This is a genomic window from Shewanella sp. SG41-4, assembly GCF_014164505.1.
Lineage (GTDB): Bacteria > Pseudomonadota > Gammaproteobacteria > Enterobacterales > Shewanellaceae > Shewanella.
Genome location: NZ_JACJFI010000002.1, coordinates 48,383 through 68,887 on the forward strand (window position 1 = coordinate 48,383; position 20,505 = coordinate 68,887).

General features: G+C 42.6%; 20 protein-coding genes and 1 pseudogene. 12 read left to right on the forward strand and 9 right to left on the reverse strand.

Going from position 1 to position 20,505, the window contains the following annotated elements:
• Positions 1–31 precede the first annotated feature (31 nt).
• The 7 genes from H5202_RS00525 to H5202_RS00555 all read left to right on the forward strand — a co-directional run bounded on the left by H5202_RS00525 (position 32) and on the right by H5202_RS00555 (position 5,736).
• Positions 32–388: an ATP synthase subunit I gene (locus H5202_RS00525; protein WP_182770019.1), complete on the forward strand. Its 357-nt coding sequence runs from the start codon at positions 32–34 to the stop codon at positions 386–388.
• Positions 385–1,179, forward strand: a complete 795-nt coding sequence (locus H5202_RS00530) for a F0F1 ATP synthase subunit A (RefSeq protein ID WP_259397147.1) — start codon at positions 385–387, stop codon at positions 1,177–1,179. Before H5202_RS00525 ends, H5202_RS00530 begins: the two co-directional genes overlap by 4 nt.
• 90 nt (positions 1,180–1,269) lie before the next feature.
• Positions 1,270–1,551 carry a F0F1 ATP synthase subunit C gene (locus H5202_RS00535; RefSeq protein ID WP_182770020.1) on the forward strand — a complete coding sequence of 94 codons (282 nt, stop codon included), beginning with the start codon at positions 1,270–1,272 and terminating at the stop codon, positions 1,549–1,551.
• Positions 1,552–1,554: 3 nt separating this feature from the next.
• Complete coding sequence (locus tag H5202_RS00540; RefSeq protein ID WP_182770021.1) at positions 1,555–2,391, forward strand: F0F1 ATP synthase subunit B family protein; 837 nt, start codon at positions 1,555–1,557, stop codon at positions 2,389–2,391.
• Positions 2,375–3,922, forward strand: coding sequence for an alternate F1F0 ATPase, F1 subunit alpha (locus tag H5202_RS00545; protein ID WP_182770022.1), 1,548 nt, complete (start codon positions 2,375–2,377; stop codon positions 3,920–3,922). The genes H5202_RS00540 and H5202_RS00545 overlap by 17 nt, the downstream gene beginning before the upstream one ends.
• A 1-nt stretch (position 3,923) precedes the next feature.
• Positions 3,924–4,802 (forward strand): F0F1 ATP synthase subunit gamma, encoded by an 879-nt coding sequence (locus H5202_RS00550; protein ID WP_182770023.1) that lies wholly within the window; start codon positions 3,924–3,926, stop codon positions 4,800–4,802.
• Between the two features lie 241 nt (positions 4,803–5,043).
• Positions 5,044–5,736, forward strand: coding sequence for a cyclic nucleotide-binding domain-containing protein (locus H5202_RS00555; RefSeq protein WP_182770024.1), 693 nt, complete (start codon positions 5,044–5,046; stop codon positions 5,734–5,736).
• Here H5202_RS00555 and H5202_RS00560 read toward each other — a convergent pair.
• From H5202_RS00560 to H5202_RS00570, 3 genes are all read right to left on the reverse strand, one after another.
• Positions 5,733–6,695: a dihydrodipicolinate synthase family protein gene (locus H5202_RS00560; protein WP_182770025.1), complete on the reverse strand. Its 963-nt coding sequence runs from the start codon at positions 6,693–6,695 to the stop codon at positions 5,733–5,735. The two genes, H5202_RS00555 and H5202_RS00560, sit on opposite strands and share 4 nt — an antisense overlap.
• Positions 6,696–6,697: 2 nt before the next feature.
• Positions 6,698–7,918 (reverse strand): L-lactate dehydrogenase, encoded by a 1,221-nt coding sequence (locus H5202_RS00565; RefSeq protein ID WP_182770026.1) that lies wholly within the window; start codon positions 7,916–7,918, stop codon positions 6,698–6,700.
• A 99-nt stretch (positions 7,919–8,017) separates the two neighbouring features.
• The gene (locus H5202_RS00570) at positions 8,018–9,196 is read right to left on the reverse strand and encodes an alpha/beta fold hydrolase (RefSeq protein ID WP_182770027.1); all 1,179 of its coding nucleotides are present in this window, start codon (positions 9,194–9,196) and stop codon (positions 8,018–8,020) included.
• A 661-nt stretch (positions 9,197–9,857) separates the two neighbouring features.
• Here H5202_RS00570 and H5202_RS00575 point away from each other — a divergent pair.
• From H5202_RS00575 to purT, 3 genes are all read left to right on the forward strand, one after another.
• On the forward strand, positions 9,858–11,159 hold the full coding sequence (locus H5202_RS00575; RefSeq protein ID WP_182770028.1) for a DEAD/DEAH box helicase: 1,302 nt from the start codon (positions 9,858–9,860) through the stop codon (positions 11,157–11,159).
• Positions 11,160–11,315: 156 nt separating this feature from the next.
• Positions 11,316–11,951: a peroxiredoxin-like family protein gene (locus H5202_RS00580; protein ID WP_182770029.1), complete on the forward strand. Its 636-nt coding sequence runs from the start codon at positions 11,316–11,318 to the stop codon at positions 11,949–11,951.
• Positions 11,952–12,290: 339 nt separating this feature from the next.
• Positions 12,291–13,466, forward strand: a complete 1,176-nt coding sequence (gene purT, locus H5202_RS00585; RefSeq protein ID WP_443019287.1) for a formate-dependent phosphoribosylglycinamide formyltransferase — start codon at positions 12,291–12,293, stop codon at positions 13,464–13,466.
• Between the two features lie 162 nt (positions 13,467–13,628).
• On the opposite strand, the gene H5202_RS00590 is transcribed toward purT, so the two are convergent.
• The 6 genes from H5202_RS00590 to H5202_RS00615 all read right to left on the reverse strand — a co-directional run bounded on the left by H5202_RS00590 (position 13,629) and on the right by H5202_RS00615 (position 17,626).
• Complete coding sequence (locus H5202_RS00590; protein ID WP_182770031.1) at positions 13,629–13,796, reverse strand: hypothetical protein; 168 nt, start codon at positions 13,794–13,796, stop codon at positions 13,629–13,631.
• A 23-nt stretch (positions 13,797–13,819) separates the two neighbouring features.
• Complete coding sequence (locus H5202_RS00595) at positions 13,820–13,987, reverse strand: hypothetical protein (protein ID WP_182770032.1); 168 nt, start codon at positions 13,985–13,987, stop codon at positions 13,820–13,822.
• Positions 13,988–14,069: 82 nt separating this feature from the next.
• On the reverse strand, positions 14,070–15,023 hold the full coding sequence (locus H5202_RS00600) for a D-2-hydroxyacid dehydrogenase (RefSeq protein ID WP_182770033.1): 954 nt from the start codon (positions 15,021–15,023) through the stop codon (positions 14,070–14,072).
• 47 nt (positions 15,024–15,070) lie between these two features.
• On the reverse strand, positions 15,071–15,844 hold the full coding sequence (gene djlA, locus H5202_RS00605) for a co-chaperone DjlA (RefSeq protein ID WP_182770034.1): 774 nt from the start codon (positions 15,842–15,844) through the stop codon (positions 15,071–15,073).
• A 58-nt stretch (positions 15,845–15,902) separates the two neighbouring features.
• The gene (gene murU / locus H5202_RS00610; protein ID WP_182770035.1) at positions 15,903–16,601 is read right to left on the reverse strand and encodes an N-acetylmuramate alpha-1-phosphate uridylyltransferase MurU; all 699 of its coding nucleotides are present in this window, start codon (positions 16,599–16,601) and stop codon (positions 15,903–15,905) included.
• Positions 16,598–17,626 (reverse strand): aminoglycoside phosphotransferase family protein, encoded by a 1,029-nt coding sequence (locus H5202_RS00615; protein WP_182770036.1) that lies wholly within the window; start codon positions 17,624–17,626, stop codon positions 16,598–16,600. Before H5202_RS00615 ends, murU begins: the two co-directional genes overlap by 4 nt.
• Positions 17,627–17,769: 143 nt before the next feature.
• Between H5202_RS00615 and lptD the strand changes: the two genes are divergently transcribed.
• Positions 17,770–20,070 carry an LPS assembly protein LptD gene (gene lptD, locus H5202_RS00620; protein ID WP_182770037.1) on the forward strand — a complete coding sequence of 767 codons (2,301 nt, stop codon included), beginning with the start codon at positions 17,770–17,772 and terminating at the stop codon, positions 20,068–20,070.
• A gap of 144 nt (positions 20,071–20,214) precedes the next feature.
• A pseudogene (locus H5202_RS00625) lies at positions 20,215–20,505 on the forward strand (peptidylprolyl isomerase SurA); the annotation flags it as partial.

Genomic DNA, 20,505 nt, shown 5'->3' on the forward strand with positions numbered 1-20,505 from the left:
TAATAGAAATTTACTTGATGGAAAAGTGGTTATGGAAAACTTACTTGTAGACAATATATTTGTAGAGCTCGCATTGGTATTACTGGCTGGTGTATTGCTAGGGGTGTTTTTTTTCGCCGGACTTTGGTGGACGGTTAGCCAGCTAAAATCGACTCGCCATGTTGCGTTGTTATTTATCTTCAGTCTGCTATTTCGCTCCACCATAGTGATCGTTGGATTCTATTTTATTGCTGGCGAAAACTGGCATCGTCTATTGGCAGGATTACTCGGATTTATGTTAGTTCGCCTCTTGGCAACGCGATATACCCTGCAGCAAGAGCAGACTCCGTCATTGGGAAAAACACTCATAGTCGACAAAATAGTCGATAAACAAGAAGACAGCTTATGAACCTTAGCCCTGACCAAATAATTTTCTGGCAAATGAGCTTTGTTAAGCTCAACGCCACGATTGTATTTACCTGGGTAGTGATGCTGCTACTGGTGGTGGGTTCAATCCTGATTACCAGAAAATTATCTAAGGATATGCAGCGTTCTCGCTGGCAAAATTTGCTGGAAGTTGTCGTCATTACCATCAGCCAACAGATTGAAGAGGTTGGTCTGAATAATCCTCATAAATATCTTGGATTTCTCGGCTCGTTATTTTTGTTTATTGCCATCTCCGCCATCTGTACGGTGATCCCCGGCTTCGAACCGCCTACGGGTTCACTTTCCAGTACTGTGGCTTTGGCGTTATGTGTATTTGTAGCAGTACCGATGTTTGGTATTGAGAAGCAAGGCTGGCGCGGCTACCTAGCCACCTACACCAAGCCAACTGCCATTATGTTGCCATTTAACCTTATCAGTGAAGTGTCGCGGACGCTGGCCTTAGCGGTGCGGTTGTTTGGCAACATGATGAGTGGCGTGATGATTATCGGTATTCTACTGAGTATTGCCCCCTTTTTGTTTCCAATCGTAATGACACTGCTGGGTTTACTCACCGGCATAGTACAGGCCTATATATTTTTTATTTTGGCAACCGTTTACATCGCTGCGGCTACGCGCATTCAACGACCTGAGCACGAACTAGCACAAGATAGTTCTGCCACTACGCAGCAACATGATACAATGCCAGCTCCTGAGCTATGGGCTAATAGCTACGAACGAAGAGCTATTAGCTATGGGCTACGTACTTTGTGCTAGTAATTATGCACTACGAACTATGAATTCTGAATTATGGATTATGATATTGTACCTTATGATCTAACACCTTAATGAGATGTAGGAGTGATTATGGACAGCATAACAATTATTGCAATGGTATCGATTATCACCGCGGGGTTTACCATCACCATCGGCGTGATTGGACCTTCGCTAGGAGAAGGAAAAGCGGTAGCAACGGCTTTATCCTCTTTGGCACAGCAGCCAGATGCATCCGCCACGATTACCCGTACACTATTTGTCGGTTTAGCGATGATCGAATCAACCGCGATTTATTGCTTTGTGGTAACGATGATACTGCTGTTTGCCAACCCTTTTTGGAATTACTTCATCGACCAAGCTGCGGGTATATAGGCTATGTTAATCGATTGGTTTACCGTATTTGCGCAAGTGATAAATTTTTTGGTACTCGTGTGGTTGCTGAAGCGATTTTTATATCGGCCCATTCTTAATGCCATAGATGCCCGTGAACAACGGATTGCAGCACAAATCGCCGACACCGATGCGAAAGGGATCGAAGCCGATCTTCGGTGCGAAGAATTTCAGCAGAAAAATACCGATTTTGAACAACAAAAAACCACCCGCATGAATCAGCTAAGAGATGAAACCAAAGCCGAGCGTGCACGTTTGCTTGAAGCGGTAAGGGTAGAGTCGGAAGAGTTGCGGAGAAAATTACAAATAGCCCTTAAAAACGAGCAACTCGATTTGCAAGGTGCTATCAGCCGGGGGGCTCGGGATGAAATATTCTCGATAGCGCGCAAAGTACTTGGCGATCTTGCTGGCACCACTCTAGAAGCCGCCATGACAGAGGTTTTTATTAATCGTTTGCATAGCTTAAATGATGAGGAAGTGGCCACGCTACAATCAGCAATATCCCCGCCAATGAATGTCTCTACACAAGCTATTCTTGTGCGAACCGCCTTTGCACTTCCAAAGCAGCAATGCTCACTCGTTGAAGTAGCCATTAAAAAAATATTAGATCATGATCTACCAATCCGCTTCGAGACTGAGCCTGATGTAATCAGTGGAATTGAGCTCAGCATCAACGGTCAAAAAATCTCGTGGAGTATTAACGAATACCTTAGCTCACTGGCAAAGCGGGTTGACGAGTTACTGCAACCCCCAATAAACATTGAACAAGCGGCCCCTACTCAGCCAACAACAAAGAAAGACAGTCATGAAATCGACACCTAAATTGCTGCAAGCAACATTTGAGCAGACATTGTCGATTCTGCAGCAAGCCCGACTGTCTTTTTCACCACAACTGCAACCACGAGAAATAGGCATCATCACCAGCATTGCCACCGGCATAGCAAAAGTGTCTGGTTTACCAGGAGTCGGTTTTGAAGAAGTGTTGAAATTCCCAGGAGATATTTTTGGCATTGCCTTTAATGTTGATGAAGATGAAATTGGTGCAGTACTGCTAGGGGATTATTGGCATTTGCAGGCCGGTGATGAAGTTGAACGTTGCGGCCATTTAGTCGATGTACCTGTAGGAGAAGGCCTTATCGGCCGTATTATCAATCCTATCGGTGAGCCCTTAGACAGTAAAGGTAAACTGATTACCAGTACACGCCTTCCTGTTGAGCGTCCATCGCCTGCCATTATGGATCGGGCACCTGTTAGTGTGCCTTTACAAACTGGTATCAAAGTTATCGATGCGCTTATTCCCGTAGGTCTTGGGCAACGCGAATTGATTCTCGGTGATAGGCAAACCGGTAAAACAGCCATTGCCCTTGATACCATACTCAATCAGCGTGACAAAAACGTACTCTGCGTGTATTGCGCCATTGGACAGCGCGCCTCAGGGGTGGCCAAAGTAATTACGACACTGCGAGAACAAGGAGCCCTTGAATACACAGTTGTCGTGGTGACCGAAGGTAATGATCCTCCAGGCCTCGCGTATATTGCCCCTTATGCGGCGACGAGTATTGCCGAGTATTTTATGCAGCAAGGCCGCGATGTATTAATTGTTTACGACGACCTGACTCACCATGCACGAGCTTATCGAGAGCTGTCGCTGTTATTACGTCGGCCGCCCGGTCGTGAAGCTTTTCCCGGCGATATCTTTTACATCCATTCGAGACTATTAGAGCGGGCGACTCACTTGAGTCAACATCTAGGAGGGGGCTCATTAACTGCGCTACCCATTATTGAAACCGAAGCGCAGGATATCTCCGCCTATATTCCCACTAATCTTATTTCAATTACCGATGGGCAGATATATCTTTCACCCTCGCTATTTGAACTGGGCGTACTGCCCGCCGTAGACGTCGGAAAATCGGTTTCTCGTGTCGGCGGTAAGGCGCAACGAGCGGCTTACCGAGCCGTCGCATCAAACCTCAAATTGGCTTATGGTCAGTTTGAGGAACTGGAAACATTTGCGAGCTTTGGCGCACGATTAGATGACAGCACACTAAAAATTATCGATCACGGTCGACGCATTCGCGCTTGCCTGAAACAAGCAGAGTCAACTCCTATTTCGATGATTGAACAAATTGCAGTATTACTGGCATTAACCGCTAATCTATTTGATGAAATCCCTTTAGAGGCCATGAACGAAGCTGAATTGGCCGTTCGCGCTGCCGTTGCAGATATTCCTGACGAGATATCTGCACGATTAGAAAGCGCCAAAAAATTAACTGATGAAGATCGCGACGCGATTTTGCAGGCTGTCCGCAATGTACTAGCACCATTTACGCCTACCCAAAAGCTAAGGAAATAACATGAGTGAAGGGGTTGCCAGTCTACGTCACCAAATCAACAGTGCGGAAGAACTTGAATCCGTAGTACGCAGCATGAAAGCCATGGCGTCGTCGAATATTAGCCAATACGAAAACGCAGTTCGCTCGTTAGATGATTATTATCGTACCGTGCAACTTGGGTTAACGACCTGTTTCAAACAACATAAAACCTCTAGCATTATAGGAAGAAAACCACAGCCTGATAAAGCAGCTATTGCAGTAATCGTATTTGGTTCGAATCAAGGGCTTGTCGGTCAATTCAACGAAGTAATGGTAACGTTTGTTAGCGATTCATTAATGAAGTTACCGGGCAATAAAACCCTATGGGCTGTGGGTGAGCGCCTTCAGTCGCGACTAGCAGAGACCAAGTTGACGCTGGAGGCGGGGTTTGAACTGCCAAACTCCATTGGTACTATTTCTACACTGGTCGGTAAGATTTTAATTGAAATAGAATCACAACGAGAGCAGGGGTTTATCGACCGGGTTTATCTATTTCACCATCGTCCACATTCCGGTTCAATATATACGCCAGTGAGCCAACAACTTTTACCACTGGATCAGCACTGGCGCCATCACCTAGCTCACATTCACTGGCCGACCAATAACTTACCCGAAGTTATGCCTGATCGGGAGCAAACATTACGTGCAATGGTGCGCGAATATCTGTTTGTCAGTCTATTCAGAGCTTGCGCTGAATCACTTGCCAGTGAAAATGCCAGTCGACTGTCTGCTATGCAGCGCGCAGAAAAAAACATCAATGAATTACAAGCCAGCCTCAAGCAAAGGTTTCATTGCCTGCGTCAAAGTAGTATCGACGCCGAATTGTTCGATGTAATTTGTGGATTTGGATCGATGAAATAGAGATAGGGTTGAATAATAAGGAGACGTGAACTTTTCTGTTTTTGTTAGATATTAGCAGTAGTTTTGCTTTAGGATTTACAACATTAGGTTTTGCTCTTAACTCAGCAACAACGTGCAGAGTTAACTCTATTAAGTAAACATACTTTTAAATTCAACGGTTAACTAATCAGAGTTCAGGTTAGTTAACCGCACTTTCAGTTTTTTTAATAATTATGTTAGATTAAAAGTTAAAGCATTTTTTGTGGGTACTATCCTGAAAACTCTTAAATTTTACAATTGGTTAGACAGTCTTCCTAAAGGTGTACAAAATGAAATATTTAACTTGATGACCGAACGAACATTGTCTGACGGTGAAGCGTTATTTCATATCGGAGAAGAGTCTAACGAACTCTATCAGATAATAACGGGTAAAATTAAATGCAATATGTACAGCCATGACGGAAAAGAAGTGGTTATCAGTACATTGCTTTCGGGAGAGACGTTTGGCGAGCAAGGGTTACTGGATGGTTTAACCAGAGCGACCAATACTTACTCTGTGGGAGTTTCTCTTGTTAAGGTGTTAAATAAAAAGTACTTTTCTCAGTTATGTATCAAACATCCTGAGATTAACGCTCAACTTATTGTCATGTTTAGTCATCGAATGAGAATGGCATTTGAAATTAATACCGATAACCTTACTTTGCCTCTACGGCAAAGACTTTTTCGATGTCTACATCGAATAGTGGTCAGTTTAAGCGCTACGCCAACCGTTGATAACGCTCTGTCTGTTGACATCTCTCACGATGAACTGGCAAGAATGGTCGGCGCCTCTAGGCAAAATGTCAGTAAAGAGCTAAAGCAAATGGAGCGTGACGGGCTACTCACCATTCAATACGGGAAGATGGTAATTAATAACCTTCAAGCCCTCGAAAAAGAATATTATGCTAGCAATTAATTGCGGTACTGTTTTGCCTGTAAACCATTAACAATGCTAGTCACCTGCTCAGCTTCTTCGCTTGTTAAACTCGGCAAGGGAGTTCTAACCTTTGTATTAATGGGTATCCCCATTACGTTTAAAGCGTGTTTAATTTTAGCGTGTGAACTCGACACATTTTTTACCAGTGGCACCGGGAAAGAAGTGAGCAATTTCAACACCCAATATTGGGTGTTGCCAGCTAGCTGCAACGAATTAATAATCGGCAAAACATCTATAAGTTTATCTCTGCATTTTTTAATACCAGCAACATTATATTCAATAGCATTGTAGTAATCTTGTGCTTGCTGAGGAGATACCGAAGCAATAGGACAAATAGCACCAGCCGCGCCCATCTTTATAACGGGCTCCAACGCTAAGCTTAATCCGCTAAAATACAGTGTTTCAGGTAAGCAGGACAATACACCTCTAGCCGTTGGTATATGCAATGAGCTATCTTTTATCCCAATAATGTTATCGATGTCGAGAATGGCAACAAGTTGTTTAACACTAAAAAATCGACCCGTTATTTGAGGAAAATAATAAAACAGTATCGGCTTTGAAGCGTGTTGTGCAATTTGTTTAAGCGCGTGTAAATATTCAGCGAAAGAGCTGTGATAGTAATCCGATAGCAACAGTAAAACATAATCAACATAAGGCGTGTATGAGGTTATTTTATCTATTGCTTGCTTACTACTGTGCGCGTGAATGCCCGCGATAATCACTTTATTGTGATTTAGGTAATGATACGCTGACTCAATAACAGCATATTGCTCACTATCAGATAAATAGGGTAACTCGCCGCCACTCCCCAGTAAGGTAACACCAGGAATATCTGATTGATTGTAATACTCCAAGCAGGCTTTTAGGCCTTGCAAATCAAGGTTTTCATTTTCGTCTAACGGCGTATGAACAACGGGGTAAATCCCTTTTTTCATCATTATCAGTTTTCTCCACAATGGATGGCGCTGTGGCCAACCGTAGGGACAACAGAATCTAAATGTGAGTTAAATTGCTCAATTAAATCGATATTAATATCTTTAATGTTATTCACCCCCATTAATCCCATGGTTGAAGTAATTTCTTGTTGAAATAGCGACAATAATGAGTTGATCCCCGCGTCACCTTGAGCAGCCATTGCATAAACCCAAGGCCGACCAATTAACACACTATTTGCACCTAACGCGATGGCCTTGATGACATCAACACCATTACGAATACCACCATCAAGAAGAATTGATGTTTGACCGGCCACGGCGTTTGCAATGCTGGGTAATTTATTAATGGTCGACGAAACCCCGTCTAATTGACGGCCGCCATGATTAGAAATAACAATTCCATCGGCACCCGAATCTATCGCGGCTTTGGCATCGTTAACATCCATAATGCCCTTAATAATAATATTACCGTGCCAGTTTTGTCGAAGCCAAGCAATATCCTTCCATGTTGCACTTGGGTCGAACTGACTTTCAACAAATGCTTTATATCGATTAAGATCATTGGCACTTTTTACCTGATGCGTTAGATTTCCTAAGCTGTGCGGCTTACCCATCACACCAATATCAAACAACCAGCCAGGCCGTGTAAGCAACTGGGTTAAATAAGATATCTTTCCTTTTACAGTGTTACCTAGCATACCGTTACGATAATCCCGTAAACGCATACCCGGCAATGCAAGGTCAACCGTAAACACTAGCGTATTGCAACCTGATAGCGCTGCACGATTAAGGATGTCTAACACTAACCCTCTATCACGCAACATGTATAACTGAAACCAAAATGGCTGTTTGGTGGCTGCGTGTATTTCTTCAGCGGAACAGATTGCAACAGTAGAAAGCGTAAACGGAATAGCGTTATTTTCAGCGGCTTTTGCTGCCATGACTTCGCCTCGCCTAGCAAAAAGACCTGCCATACCCACAGGGGCGAGTGCCAAAGGCATTGAAAGGTATTCTCCAAACAGTGTTGTAGATGTGTCTATCTTTGATACGTCTCGCATCACTCTTTGTTTTAGGGTGTATTTATCAAAGTCAGCGACATTGGAACGCAGGGTTTGTTCTGCATTTGCACCGCCTTCAATATAATCGAATAAGAAGTTAGGTAAGCGCTTTTGAGCTAATTTTTTGTAATCGTTTGTTGAAACGGGAACGACGTCATACATGCTCATTGTTTTCTCCAAGATAAATAACCTGAACTAGGAATAACAAACGATCAAACTGGCATTGCAAACGTTACGATCTGCTTGTAATGCGATATGTCTGTTCCGTTATTTTTTATCTTTAAGAAACTCAATCATTATTCTGTTCACTTCGTCAGGCTTTTCTTGCTGAACCCAATGGCCTGCTCCATCAACAAAATGAATCTCCAATTGGGTAATATTCGCTTTCATTGCTTCAAAATTGCCATAGCTTTGATAAGGTCCCCAATCTTTAGCTCCAGCAATAAATGCCACAGGAACATCAATACCTTTACCACTAAAGGTTTTTATTGCATGGAAAAATTTTGGGTTGGTCGCACACCGATACGAGTTCATCGTTCCTTGAAATTGTGTACGCGTAAATTCTGTCGAGAACACAGCAAGTTCGTTGTCTGGTAGCCATTCGCAAGCATCTATTTGCGCTTGCGTTGGCATAAATTCCATTACCTGCTGTGGCATCGTTTTGTCTAAATCCATCACATAATATTTTGGGATTTTTGAAAATTCTTCTAAGGTTTTCGCTTGCAATGGATGTGGATTATTTTCTGTCCAGTCACCACTTTTGGCGTGATTGTATGCACGCATAAAGTCGTGAACACCTTGTGGTGCATTCATGATTTCTTCGTTGGCGTAGTCAGTAGCAAAATACATTTGATAATGTTTACGTGGCGGGTTAAGTGAGCCTAGTTGCGCCTCCATACTTTGCGTTAACGTTGGGTCATAACTTGTCGCATCTTTAGGTAAGTTAGCCGTGTTAAAAGGAAACTGTGGTGTTCCGGGCCAAGGTGTACTCATAATAATCAAAGATTTAAACATGTCAGGACGAATAAAACTGCATAAGGCAGCGGCTGGTGAGCCAAAATCGTGTCCTGCAACGGCTGCTACCGATTTATAGCCTAGCGCATACACCAAACCAATCATGTCTTGTACATTGTTATATAAACTGAATGGCTCAAGATTGCAGTCAAAGCCAGCTTCCCAACCTGTTGTTCTGCCACTGCCACGCATGTCAGGCGCAATAACATGAAAGCCTTGTTCCGCTAAAGGTACAAGTTGTTTTCTCCAACTATATGCCAACTCAGGATGTCCATGTAGTAGTATTACTAGCGGTCTATTTTCGTCCTCAAATCCAGCTTCCAGAATGTGAACATTTAAACCGTTATTGTTATCAACAAAACGCGATCTGATCGCTGGGTCAAGTGTGTTGGTGCCGTATGCATTTTTATTGTTATTTTCAGCGTTGCTCATTATTCACCTCATATTTACTTTTTATTATTGAGAATGTTCAGGAGTTACTATTATGACTACCCCTAGTTGCAAACTAATATATGAACAATTGCGACTTGAAGTTTGTCATGTAACCGACAATTGCACACAATAACCGCCGATGATGGTCGCTAATTTGCTGATCATATGGCTATGGCTAACGCGCAGGACAGTGCACTTACCTTGTTCACCCTTACAGATTTGGAGGGCAAGGCGGTAATAAGAAGATAATGACAGGTGGTGGTATGGTTAAACTATGGCTTGCGGCCATATCTTAAATACACTTTGGCCCAAAAACGAGTTAACAGTCCAAAACTTTACAGGCTGTAAATGCCATTGCTATCACGCCATATCATCTAAACAATTCTCCGCTAAAAAATCTTATCGTTAGACACAGATAAAGTTCAGGATTTAAACAAAAGTTTGTTATACTCCGCGGCCGCTTATCGATGGCACTCAATTGGGTGTATCATTCAAGCTTAACGTTTTTCAACTATCTTAAGACGTTAATCAACCCAGTTAAGCATGAGATCTGCCATTAGTAATGGCTATCGGCCCAAATATTCTAGATTGACCTTGTGGAGCTAACTTAGCTTGCTACAACTAAATCGCTTTGTTTTGATGTACATACAGGAACCGCACCATGAAATTCGAATCTTTTAGCTTCGCCCCAGAAATATTACGCGCGATCGCTGAGTGCGGTTATCAATCTATGACGCCAATTCAACAACAAGCGATCCCAGCGATCCGTCGTGGTGAAGATGTCCTAGCAAGCGCTCAAACCGGTACCGGCAAAACAGCCGCATTTGCACTGCCTATATTACAAAGAATGTGTGATAACCCAAAAGAGACGATGCCGTCTAACACTCGCACCTTAATTCTGACTCCAACTCGTGAGCTTGCAGCACAGGTTGCAGACAATATTAGCGCTTACAGTAAGTACCTTAATTTAACGGTATTAACCATTTATGGTGGCGTTAAAATAGAAACCCAATCACAAAAACTTAAACGCGGTGCTGATGTTATTGTTGCAACACCAGGTCGTTTACTTGAACACATTGTGGCGTGTAACTTAAGTTTGTCGAATGTTGAGTTTTTAGTACTCGATGAAGCCGACCGTATGCTGGATATGGGCTTTAGTGCTGACATTAAAAAGATTCTCCAAGCAGTAAACAAAAAGCGTCAAAACATGTTGTTCTCTGCGACCTTCTCTTCTGAGGTTAAAAAGCTGGCGAATGACATGCTTGAAAAGCCTAAAGTGATTACTGCTGATAAACAAAACACCACTGCCGACACCGTTAGTCAGGTGGTATACCCAGTAGAGCAGCGCCGTAAGCGTGAATTAATATCTGAACTTATTGGTACCAAAAACTGGCAACAAGTGTTGGTGTTCACCGCGACTCGTGACGCTGCAGACAAATTGGTTAAAGAGCTTAACTTAGATGGTATTCCATCGGGCGTGGTTCATGGCGAGAAAGCCCAAGGCAGCCGACGTCGTGCTTTACGTGAATTTGTTGAAGGTAAAATTCGCGTGTTAGTGGCTACCGAAGTCGCCGCTCGTGGTCTTGATATTAAAAATCTTGAATACGTTGTTAACTATGATTTACCGTTTTTAGCCGAAGATTACGTGCACCGTATTGGCCGTACTGGTCGTGCAGGTAAAACCGGTGTGGCAATTTCGTTTGTGAGCCGCGAAGAAGAACGCACCCTAGCAGATATTGAAAAGCTAATCGGTCAGCCAATTCGCCGAGTGACAGTACCAGGTTATGAAGTCGGTAGCCGTGAAGTACTGCTTAAGCAAATTGAAAAGCGTCGTAGTTTTGCTAAAAAACAACAACGTGGTGATAACGCTGGCGCCCAGATGATTGCTGAGAAAAACATGGACGGACGTCGTGTTAAAGTAGGTAAAGTTAGCAGCACTGTTAAATACAAAAAGATTAAATAACCCCGTTAGAAACAATAAACGGTAATTGAAAAAGGCGCTTAGGCGCCTTTTTTGCGTTTAAATGAAACTAATTCTACCAACAGCGGGTCTATTTTACCGATTGCATGCTTTACTGTGAAAAGTGCATATCAGGATATAACAACACAAGGACATACCATGTTAAAAACTCTACTTATTGCCAGCGCACTTACGTTAACCAGCTTAGCCAGTGTGGCTAAACCTATTGCCAGTGACGAGAACAATGTCATGCCACTGCTCAATGGCCACCAAATCCCAGCCATTACGTTGCAAGATGTGGATGGTAAAGCGGTTGAACTCAGTAAGCTTGTGGCCCAAAAGCCGACTATATTCTTCTTTTACCGTGGCGGTTGGTGTCCATTTTGTAATTCGCAAATGGGTCAGTTAAAAGCAATTGAACCGAAACTGATTGAGATGGGGTTTCAATTAGTAGGAATATCACCTGATACTCCAGAAAAAATGCGTGCGTCGATGAATAAGCAAGAACTCGATTATTTATTACTGTCAGACACCTCAATGGCAGCATCGCAAGCATTTGGTTTAGCCTATTACACCAGTGCAGATATCACTAAAAAATATACCGCCAGTTTAGCGGTAACCAATGAACTGTTTACCACCCCAGCGGGTGAAAAACGTTTAGTGTTACCCGTGCCAGCAGTCTATTTGGCAGATAAAAGCGGCCTAATTCACTTTCAATATGTGAATCCAAACTACAAGGTTCGCCCTGCCCCAGAGTTAATTTTAACCGCGGCTGAGTTACTCGTTAAACCTTAGTTAACGCCAAATTCAAATAGAATCTAGCCAACATTAATCCAATAATGTTGGCTTTTTTAACTTACTCTTTTGAGTCAGCACCCTCTAATTCAACACTATAGTGTTATGACACTTACCCACTCACACTTGGTTTTTCAACAACTACACTTCTACACACCGATACATCTAGACTTATCGTAATTAAATACAATCTTTCATCACAAAAAATCTCGAAATACAGGCGTTTTTAGCCAATTAGTGCATTTTATATTGGATTTTTAATACCTCACCTCGTTACACTGTTCGGTATATAAGAATATCCCTACACAGAGGCTGTAAATTACCATGTCTATTCCTACTATATTTGGCACAGCAAACACTTCTGGCACCATTAAGGCGATGCTATTGGGTTGCGGTGAACTCGGCAAAGAAGTGGCCATTGAGCTACAACGTTACGGAATTGAAGTCATCGGGGTTGATCGTTACCCCAATGCCCCTGCAATGCAAATTGCTCATCGTTTTCATGTGATTAACATGCTGGATGCAAAGGCATTAAAAGCGGTTATCGAGCTTGAACAGCCAGATTTAGTGATCCCAGAGATTGAAGCTATTGCCACCCAAACGTTAGTGGAACTAGAACAGCAAGGTTTACATGTGGTGCCAACAGCTAACGCAGCCAAACTCACTATGGACCGTGAGGGCATACGCCGACTTGCGGCAGAGACCTTAGCGATACCAACATCAAAGTACTTTTTCTGTGACACCCTAGCGGAATTTGAACAGGCGGTTACCGACATTGGTATTCCATGTGTGGTTAAGCCTGTGATGAGTTCGTCTGGTAAAGGCCAGAGTGTTATTAAGTCAGCACAAACCATTCAGCAAGCATGGGCTTTCGCCCAAGAAGGTGGCCGAGCTGGCCAAGGCCGAGTGATTGTTGAAGCCTTTATTCCGTTTGATTACGAAATTACCTTACTGACGATTAGCGCCATAAATGGCATTCACTTTTGCGACCCAATTGGCCATAGACAAGAAGATGGCGATTATCGTGAATCATGGCAACCGCAGGCGATGTCGGCGGAGATATTACACAAGGCACAAGCCATAAGCCAACGAGTTGTTGAGGCATTAGGTGGGTATGGACTCTTTGGTGTTGAGCTATTTATTCGTGGTGATGAAGTGTATTTTTCTGAAGTGTCGCCAAGGCCACACGATACAGGTTTAGTGACTTTAATCAGCCAGGATTTATCTGAATTTGCCTTGCATGTTCGTGCAATTTTAGGCTTACCGATAAGCAATATTGTGCAGCATGGTCCCAGTGCTTCTGCCGTGATCCTTGCTGAAGGCACATCCACCAATATCCGTTACCAAGGTATGGCGGCAGCCTTAGCGCCCACCGATACCCAATTACGCTTATTTGGTAAACCAGACATTGATGGCCGCCGGCGCTTAGGTGTAGCGCTAGCCCGCGATAACTCGGTAGAACAAGCGGTCGAAAAAGCGAAAACCGTTGCCAGTCATATCAAGGTACTATTTTAACGTCACTGGATATTATTTTAACGTCTAACTTAATGATGAACTAAGCCGTGGAATATCTGCGGCTTAGTTTTTTGCTTTAGGCATTGGTTTAGGTAGAGGTTTATCCGCTAAATGAAAGTGCACTAACATCAATAATCGAAACAGCGCCTTAAGCTTACGATCTTACTCAACTTTACCCGCGTTAATCAATTTGCACAGCACAGCTATTTTCATGTATAGATTGCTAACTAACACATCGCTTTGATGGCCTAAGTATTTATCAAACTCTTTATAGCCATCAATAGTGCGCGGCGCTAACTTAGCCTGACGAATATTTAATCCCGACAACATCGCTTTATCAAACGCTTGAGTTTCTAGCCCCTTGATAATGTCGGCAGCACTGAATTTTGCACCAAGCCATCCACAATAAAATAAATATTCGATTCAATTTCAAATTGCAGTGCATGAGTGTCATAACGCACGTTATCAGATCTTGTACGTTCTTTATCGACAAAATCAAACAAGATTTTCCAGAATGACATTTGCAGATCCAGTTCAGGGCTCAATGCTGAACACTAAATTTTTACACTCAACACATTCAAAGTGAGTGATGAGTGTTCGTTTTTAGCCGTTAATTCGATTCAACATTTTACCTTGTTGAAACTGGCGTACATTTTCAACCGCAATATTGAGAAGTTTTTGCCTAGCTTGTAATGTCGCCCATGCAATATGCGGCGTAATAGTAATGTTGGCAGCACTAAGTAGTGGGTTATTGCTACTGGGTGGCTCTGTCGATAACACATCAACCGCCGCAAAGCCGTTACCATTATTTAACCACTGCGCTAAATCGGTTTCATTAATCAAGTCGCCACGGGCGGTATTCACTAATAAACAACTGGGCTTAAGTAAGCGTAAACTGTCGTTATTGATCATGTATTTGGTTGCGGCACTTAACGGACAATGCAGCGAAATAATATCGGCTTGTTGAAGCAAAGCGTCGCGTTCACACCACTGAATAGCATCAGGTAAATTGATTTTAGGTTTAGCACTGGTAATCAACACTTTCATACCAAACGCGGTCCCTAAATGAGCAACCTGTTGGCCAATATCACCATAACCTACCACACCTAGAGTGAGGCCTTTTAATGAGGTTAATGGCGATAAGGTAAAACAAAAATCTCGTTGCGTGACCCACTGACCTTGTTTTACGGCTTGGTCATGTAAGGCAACTTGCTGTTTATGATGTAAAATATGGGCAAACACCATTTGTGCTACAGCATCAGGGCCATAAGCTGGAATGTTGGTTACAACAATTCCTTGCGCTGTTGCGGCATCAACATCGACCACATTAGTTCCGGTGGCAAGAACACCAATATAGCTTAATGCGGGCAGTTGCTTTAAGGTCGCGGCACTCAATAGCGTTTTATTGGTCAGTACGATTTGCGCGCCTTGGCATCGACTGACGATTTGGTCAAGTGTGGTATGGTCGTAAATATCGCACTGGCCTAACGCCTCAAGCGCTTGCCAACTCAAATCACCAGGATTAAGTGTAAAACCATCTAATACCACTATTTTCATCTATTGCCCCATTCCATTGTTTACAACAACTACGTTATCGGCTTGCGCTAACGCATTCCCCTAGAGGTTTTAATTCGCTCGTAAGCGGCTTGAATATCTTGTGCTTTGGTGTTGGCCAATTCCATCATCTCTTCAGGTAAGCCTTTAGCCACAAGCTTGTCTGGATGATGTTCATTCATCAACTTACGGTAAGTTCGTTTTACGTCTTGATCGCTAGCGGATTCTTGCACACCTAGTAGCACATAGGCATCTGAAAGCGGCATTTTATTGCCTTGGGGCGACTGATGATGACTAAACTCAGCCTGCCAACGCGCCAATAAAGCATCTAGTTGTGCTGCAAGACCAAGCTTAGTAGCAATAACAGACAATATTTGTTTTTCATTGTCGTGTAACTCACCATCGGCCAAGGCAGTTTGAATTTGGATTTCTAAGAACATTTGCGCTAACTCGACCCGCCCTTGAGTGGCTTGTCGAAACAGTTCTAACTGCTTTATCAAATCAAAATCAGCTTGGCGACCTTGACGAAAAGCCGTTTGCGCATCGACACGTGACTGCCCAGACAACTTCATTTGATCCATTAACATGGTGGCAATACGAATATCGGTTTCAGTCACTCGTCCAGACGCTTTAGCAACATGGCCCATTACGGCAAATGTCGAGTTAAAAAACATCGCCTGACGTTCACTGCCTTTGCGCATTATCGTGCTTAGCCCTTGGCGCTTGTCAAAAGCATGGCCTAACCATAATCCTAAAATGGCACCAAAAAAGCGCCCGAACATATACCCAATGATAAACCCAAAAACTTTACCCCAAATTCGCATGTTGTTTTCCACTACGGTTAATAATTAATAAACAGCTAGCCATCATAAAAGGCCTAGCTTAAAGCGGTAACTGAGTCTCTATATCAACTAATCGGCGCTGTAATTTATCGAGGCGCTCAAGTGTGCCGACATCGCACCAATAAGCACCAAAATGCTCACCTTGTATTAGTTGCTGGCCAATGGCTTGTTTAAGCAAAGGCCCCAAAGCCTGTTTACCTTCAGGCAACGGGCTAAATAATTGAGGATGATAAATCCCCAGTCCAGCAAACGTTAACCTTTGTTCATCGCTCAAGGTTAATTGACCTTGGGTATCAATAGCAAAATCGCCCTGTGGATGATGTTCTGGATTATCCACTAACCACAAAAAAGCTTGTGCTTCACCTTGGCAAACGCGTTGATAAGCCAAGCTGATGTCGGGCAAGTGATCGATAAAAATATCACCATTGATCACCAAAAAAGGTTCGAGCCCCAACCAAGGTAATGCTTGCTTGATACCCCCAGCGGTTTCTAACGCCGTGGTTTCTTCGCTGTAGTTAATCTGCAAACCCCAACGACTACCATCGCCTAGCATTTTAGGTAATTTATGTCCTAACCAAGCTTGATTAATCACTACCTCAGTCACGCCAATTAACGCGAGTTTTTCTAAGTGATATTCAATTAAAGGCTTACCTGCTACGCTCACTAATGGTTTTGGTAAGGAGTCCGTTAATGGGCGTAAACGCTCCCCTCGCCCTGCGGCTAGAATCATTGCTTTCATATTTGGCTTACCGCCTCATTAGTATTTTTATGGTTTACTAACGGTAAAATCACCTTGCGGATCCATAGGCTGAAATCGTCAATGCGAGGATATTGCATCCCAATATCAGCGACATACTGCAAGGTTAATGGAATATCAGCCAAATAACCGCGCTTACCGTCACGATGATATAACCGCGCAAAAATTCCCGCAGCTTTGATATGACGTTGTAATCCCATTAAATCAAACCACTGTTTATAGGTTGAAAAATCAATATTTGCATTCATCAATTGATGCTCGATAGCAAGCTGATAATGATATCTCATTAAATTGTTGACGATATCGTCAGGCCAACGCACGTAACAATCTCGCAGCAAGGATACTGCATCATAAGTTACTGGCCCAAGCACAGCATCTTGAAAGTCGATCACCGCTAACGCTTGATCATTTATCAGTAAATTACGGCTATGGTAATCACGATGCATACCCACTTTAGGTTGTGCAAGTACATTGTCTGTTAAGGCTGTAAACGTTGCCGCAATCATTTGCAGCTCATTGTCCGTCAATGCGTAATCTAAATGCTCTTTTAATAACCAATCGACAAAAATAGCAAGTTCTCTTGTCACAAAAGCATCATCGTAATCTGCTAACGGTCCATTTTCAGTTTCTGTTACCGTGGCAATGACCGGCAATAAGTTTAATGCTTGCTGATAATAGTCGGTCACATTGTCTTTATTGAGCACCGACAACAGTTGTAATTCACCCACATCGGTTTGTAATACAAAACCATAGTCATCGCAGGTTGCAAGCACTTCAGGTACCAGCAAACCAGCATGCTGATAAGCCTTAGCCATTGCCACAAATGGCGCAATAGGCACTAAGTCAATAGGTGAATCAGAAACAATATAGCCAATACCTTGATGATGAAGACGAAAATAGCGTCGAAAACTGGCATCACCACAAATTAAGTTAATGGCAACGTTATCGCCAAAATATTGGTATAACCAGTTACTTAACGCGACAAATCTTGGGTCAGATAAAATCATCTCAATGGCTCTTAACGAAAAATTGCTTTATTATAGACAGCATAACATTTGGAAACAGCTAAAGAATGGAATGTTTCACTTAGCTGAGTATCTTTTTCTCTCCAAAACTTTCCGATATCAGAATTCATAAATTATTGACAACAATGCAGATCCGTTATTTTCTGGCACTATGCCTACTCCCAAATATCGTGTTGGCCGATGAGCCGACAACGACCGAAGCGCCTTCATTGCAATGCGTTGTTGCTCCGCCTGTGTCTCGTTCATTCGAAGACCGTTCGGCATTAACCGGCATATCAGACGATCAAATTGTTATCATTAGCGATCACTCCGCCGTTGCTTACAATAACCAAGCTGAGTTTTCAGGTGATGTCAGTTTCAGCCAAGGATTTCGCCATATTGCGGCTGACAATGCAGTATTAGATCAAAAGCAACAACGCTTAAATGCAGAAGGTAACCTTATCTTTAAAGATGAGCTATTTACCGTCACAGCAGATACGTTAGAAGCGCAAATGAGCACTAATAACGCCACCCTAAAAGGGGCACAGTATTGGCTGCATGGCCAACAAGTACATGGCGATGCTGAAAAACTACAAATCACTTCAGACAATAATTTGCTGCTAACAAAAACCAACTTCACTACCTGTCCTCCTGGTGATGAATCATGGTTGCTCGAAGCTGACATGATCAAAATTGATAGCAAAGAGGAATGGGGTGAGATTTGGAATGCCAAACTGCGCATTGCCGACATCCCAGTGTTATATATTCCCTATATGACAGTACCTATATCAGACAAACGTAAAACCGGTTTTTTATTCCCTAATTTCAGCACTAGCACAACTAACGGTGTAGAAGTCAGTACCCCTTATTATTGGAATATTGCGCCAGAATTTGATTTAACATTCACACCGGACTTCATGTCCTCACGTGGGTTATATACCAAAACAGAATTTCGCTATCTTGCTGGCGAACAGCAAAATGGCCAGTTCAATGTCGAATATTTAGGTAGTGATAGTAAGCTAACCTCTAATGCTGACCGCTACTTGTATCACTGGAGCCATCAAGGCGCAGTTAACAAAAACTGGCGAGTGAGATCAGACTATACCGACGTGTCTGATAACAATTATTTCAACGATTTAAATTCCGACGTCAATCAGTCAACTGACAACCAGTTATCACGGATCGGTGAAGCCAGTTATTTTGAACGTGACTGGGACTTTAATATGCGAGTACAGGACATAAAAGTACTTGGCGAAGATGAAAAGCCATATCAAGTGATGCCACAGTTAAACTTTAACTTCCGTTCTGCAGACATTTTTAACACTATCGACTTTAAGTTTAACTCTGAACTGACCAATTTTCGTCATCAAGATAATGAATATAATACCGCAACCCGTTTACATGTAGTGCCTAGCTTAATTTGGCCAATACAAGGGCCAGCAGGTTCATTTACCAGTGAAGTTAAATTACTGCAAACTCAGTATTGGCAGCAAAATATAGACGAAGACTCAACATTAAACGACAGTATAAGCCGTACGATCCCGCAAGCGCGTTTACATGGCCAGGTGAATTTTGAGCGAGCAACCCAATTGTTTGATGAACAATACCGTCAAACCCTGGAACCTCAAATTCAATATCTTTACGTTGGCTATGAAGATCAATCCAATATTGGTATTTATGACACTGCACAATTGCAAGAAGACTATTATGGCTTGTTCCGCGATCGCCAATACTCAGGCTTAGACCGTGTCGCTGACGCTAACCAGTTTACCTTAGGTTTCACCACACGTTTGTTTGATCAAACTAACCGCGAGAAACTCAAGTTTAGCGTGGGTCAAATCATGTATTTAGAAAACTCTAAAGTCAGTATTGACAATACTTACGAAGAAACAACTCAATCAACGTCAGTATTAGCGGCTGAATTAGATGCCCAACTATACAACGATTGGTTTGTAAGTGGCTCTATACAACACGATACTGAAACGGGTGAAAACAAAAAGAATGAAGTCACTTTGGATTACCGCCCAAGTAGTGACCGATTATTGCAGTTAAGCTACCGTTTTGTTCCCGACTTATTAAATACCAACACCAATGACCAGGTTGATATTTCCCAAGCAGGTGTTCGTACATCTTGGCCTATTAGTGACGATTTATATTTTGTCGGTAACTACTATTACGACCTCAATGAATCTCGTAATATTGAAACTTATACTGGGGTACAATACGAGTCATGTTGCTGGGCATTGCGCTTGAGTTATCATTATCGTATAAAAACCAACTACGACGATGATTTATCAGAAAGCATTGACGGACGTGAAGAGTTTGAAAGCGGTGTTTACCTAAACTTTGTCATTAAAGGCTTAGGCGGATCGGGTCCGTTAGGGGTAGACGACATGTTAAATGAAGGCTTATTTAACTATCGTAAGCCACTTTACTTAAGGAATTAGCATTCTTTTGTGATAGATTGCTGAACCTAGCGACAAACTCATAGTCCAATAACAACAAACATGCTGTTGAGTATGAAGTAGTAACCTTATTTTGGCGATGTATTGCCAGTTTATATTGAATCGAATGTGCCAAGGATTTTGTGGATGAAACACAGTAAAAAAATAATTTTTGCATTACTAGCTCTAGCTATGAGTAACACCAGTATTGCAGCGCCAACGCAATTAGATCGCGTATCAGTACAAATTAATGATGGCATCATTCTTGAGAGTGAAATAACCAACATGGTTTCAACTGTTAAGGCCAATGCTAAAGCAGCGAATCAAACATTACCGTCTGATGATGCCTTACGCACCCAGGTTATCGAACGTCTCATTTTAACTCACTTACAAATGCAAATGGCTGAGCGTATCGGCTTGCAAATTGGTGATTTACAG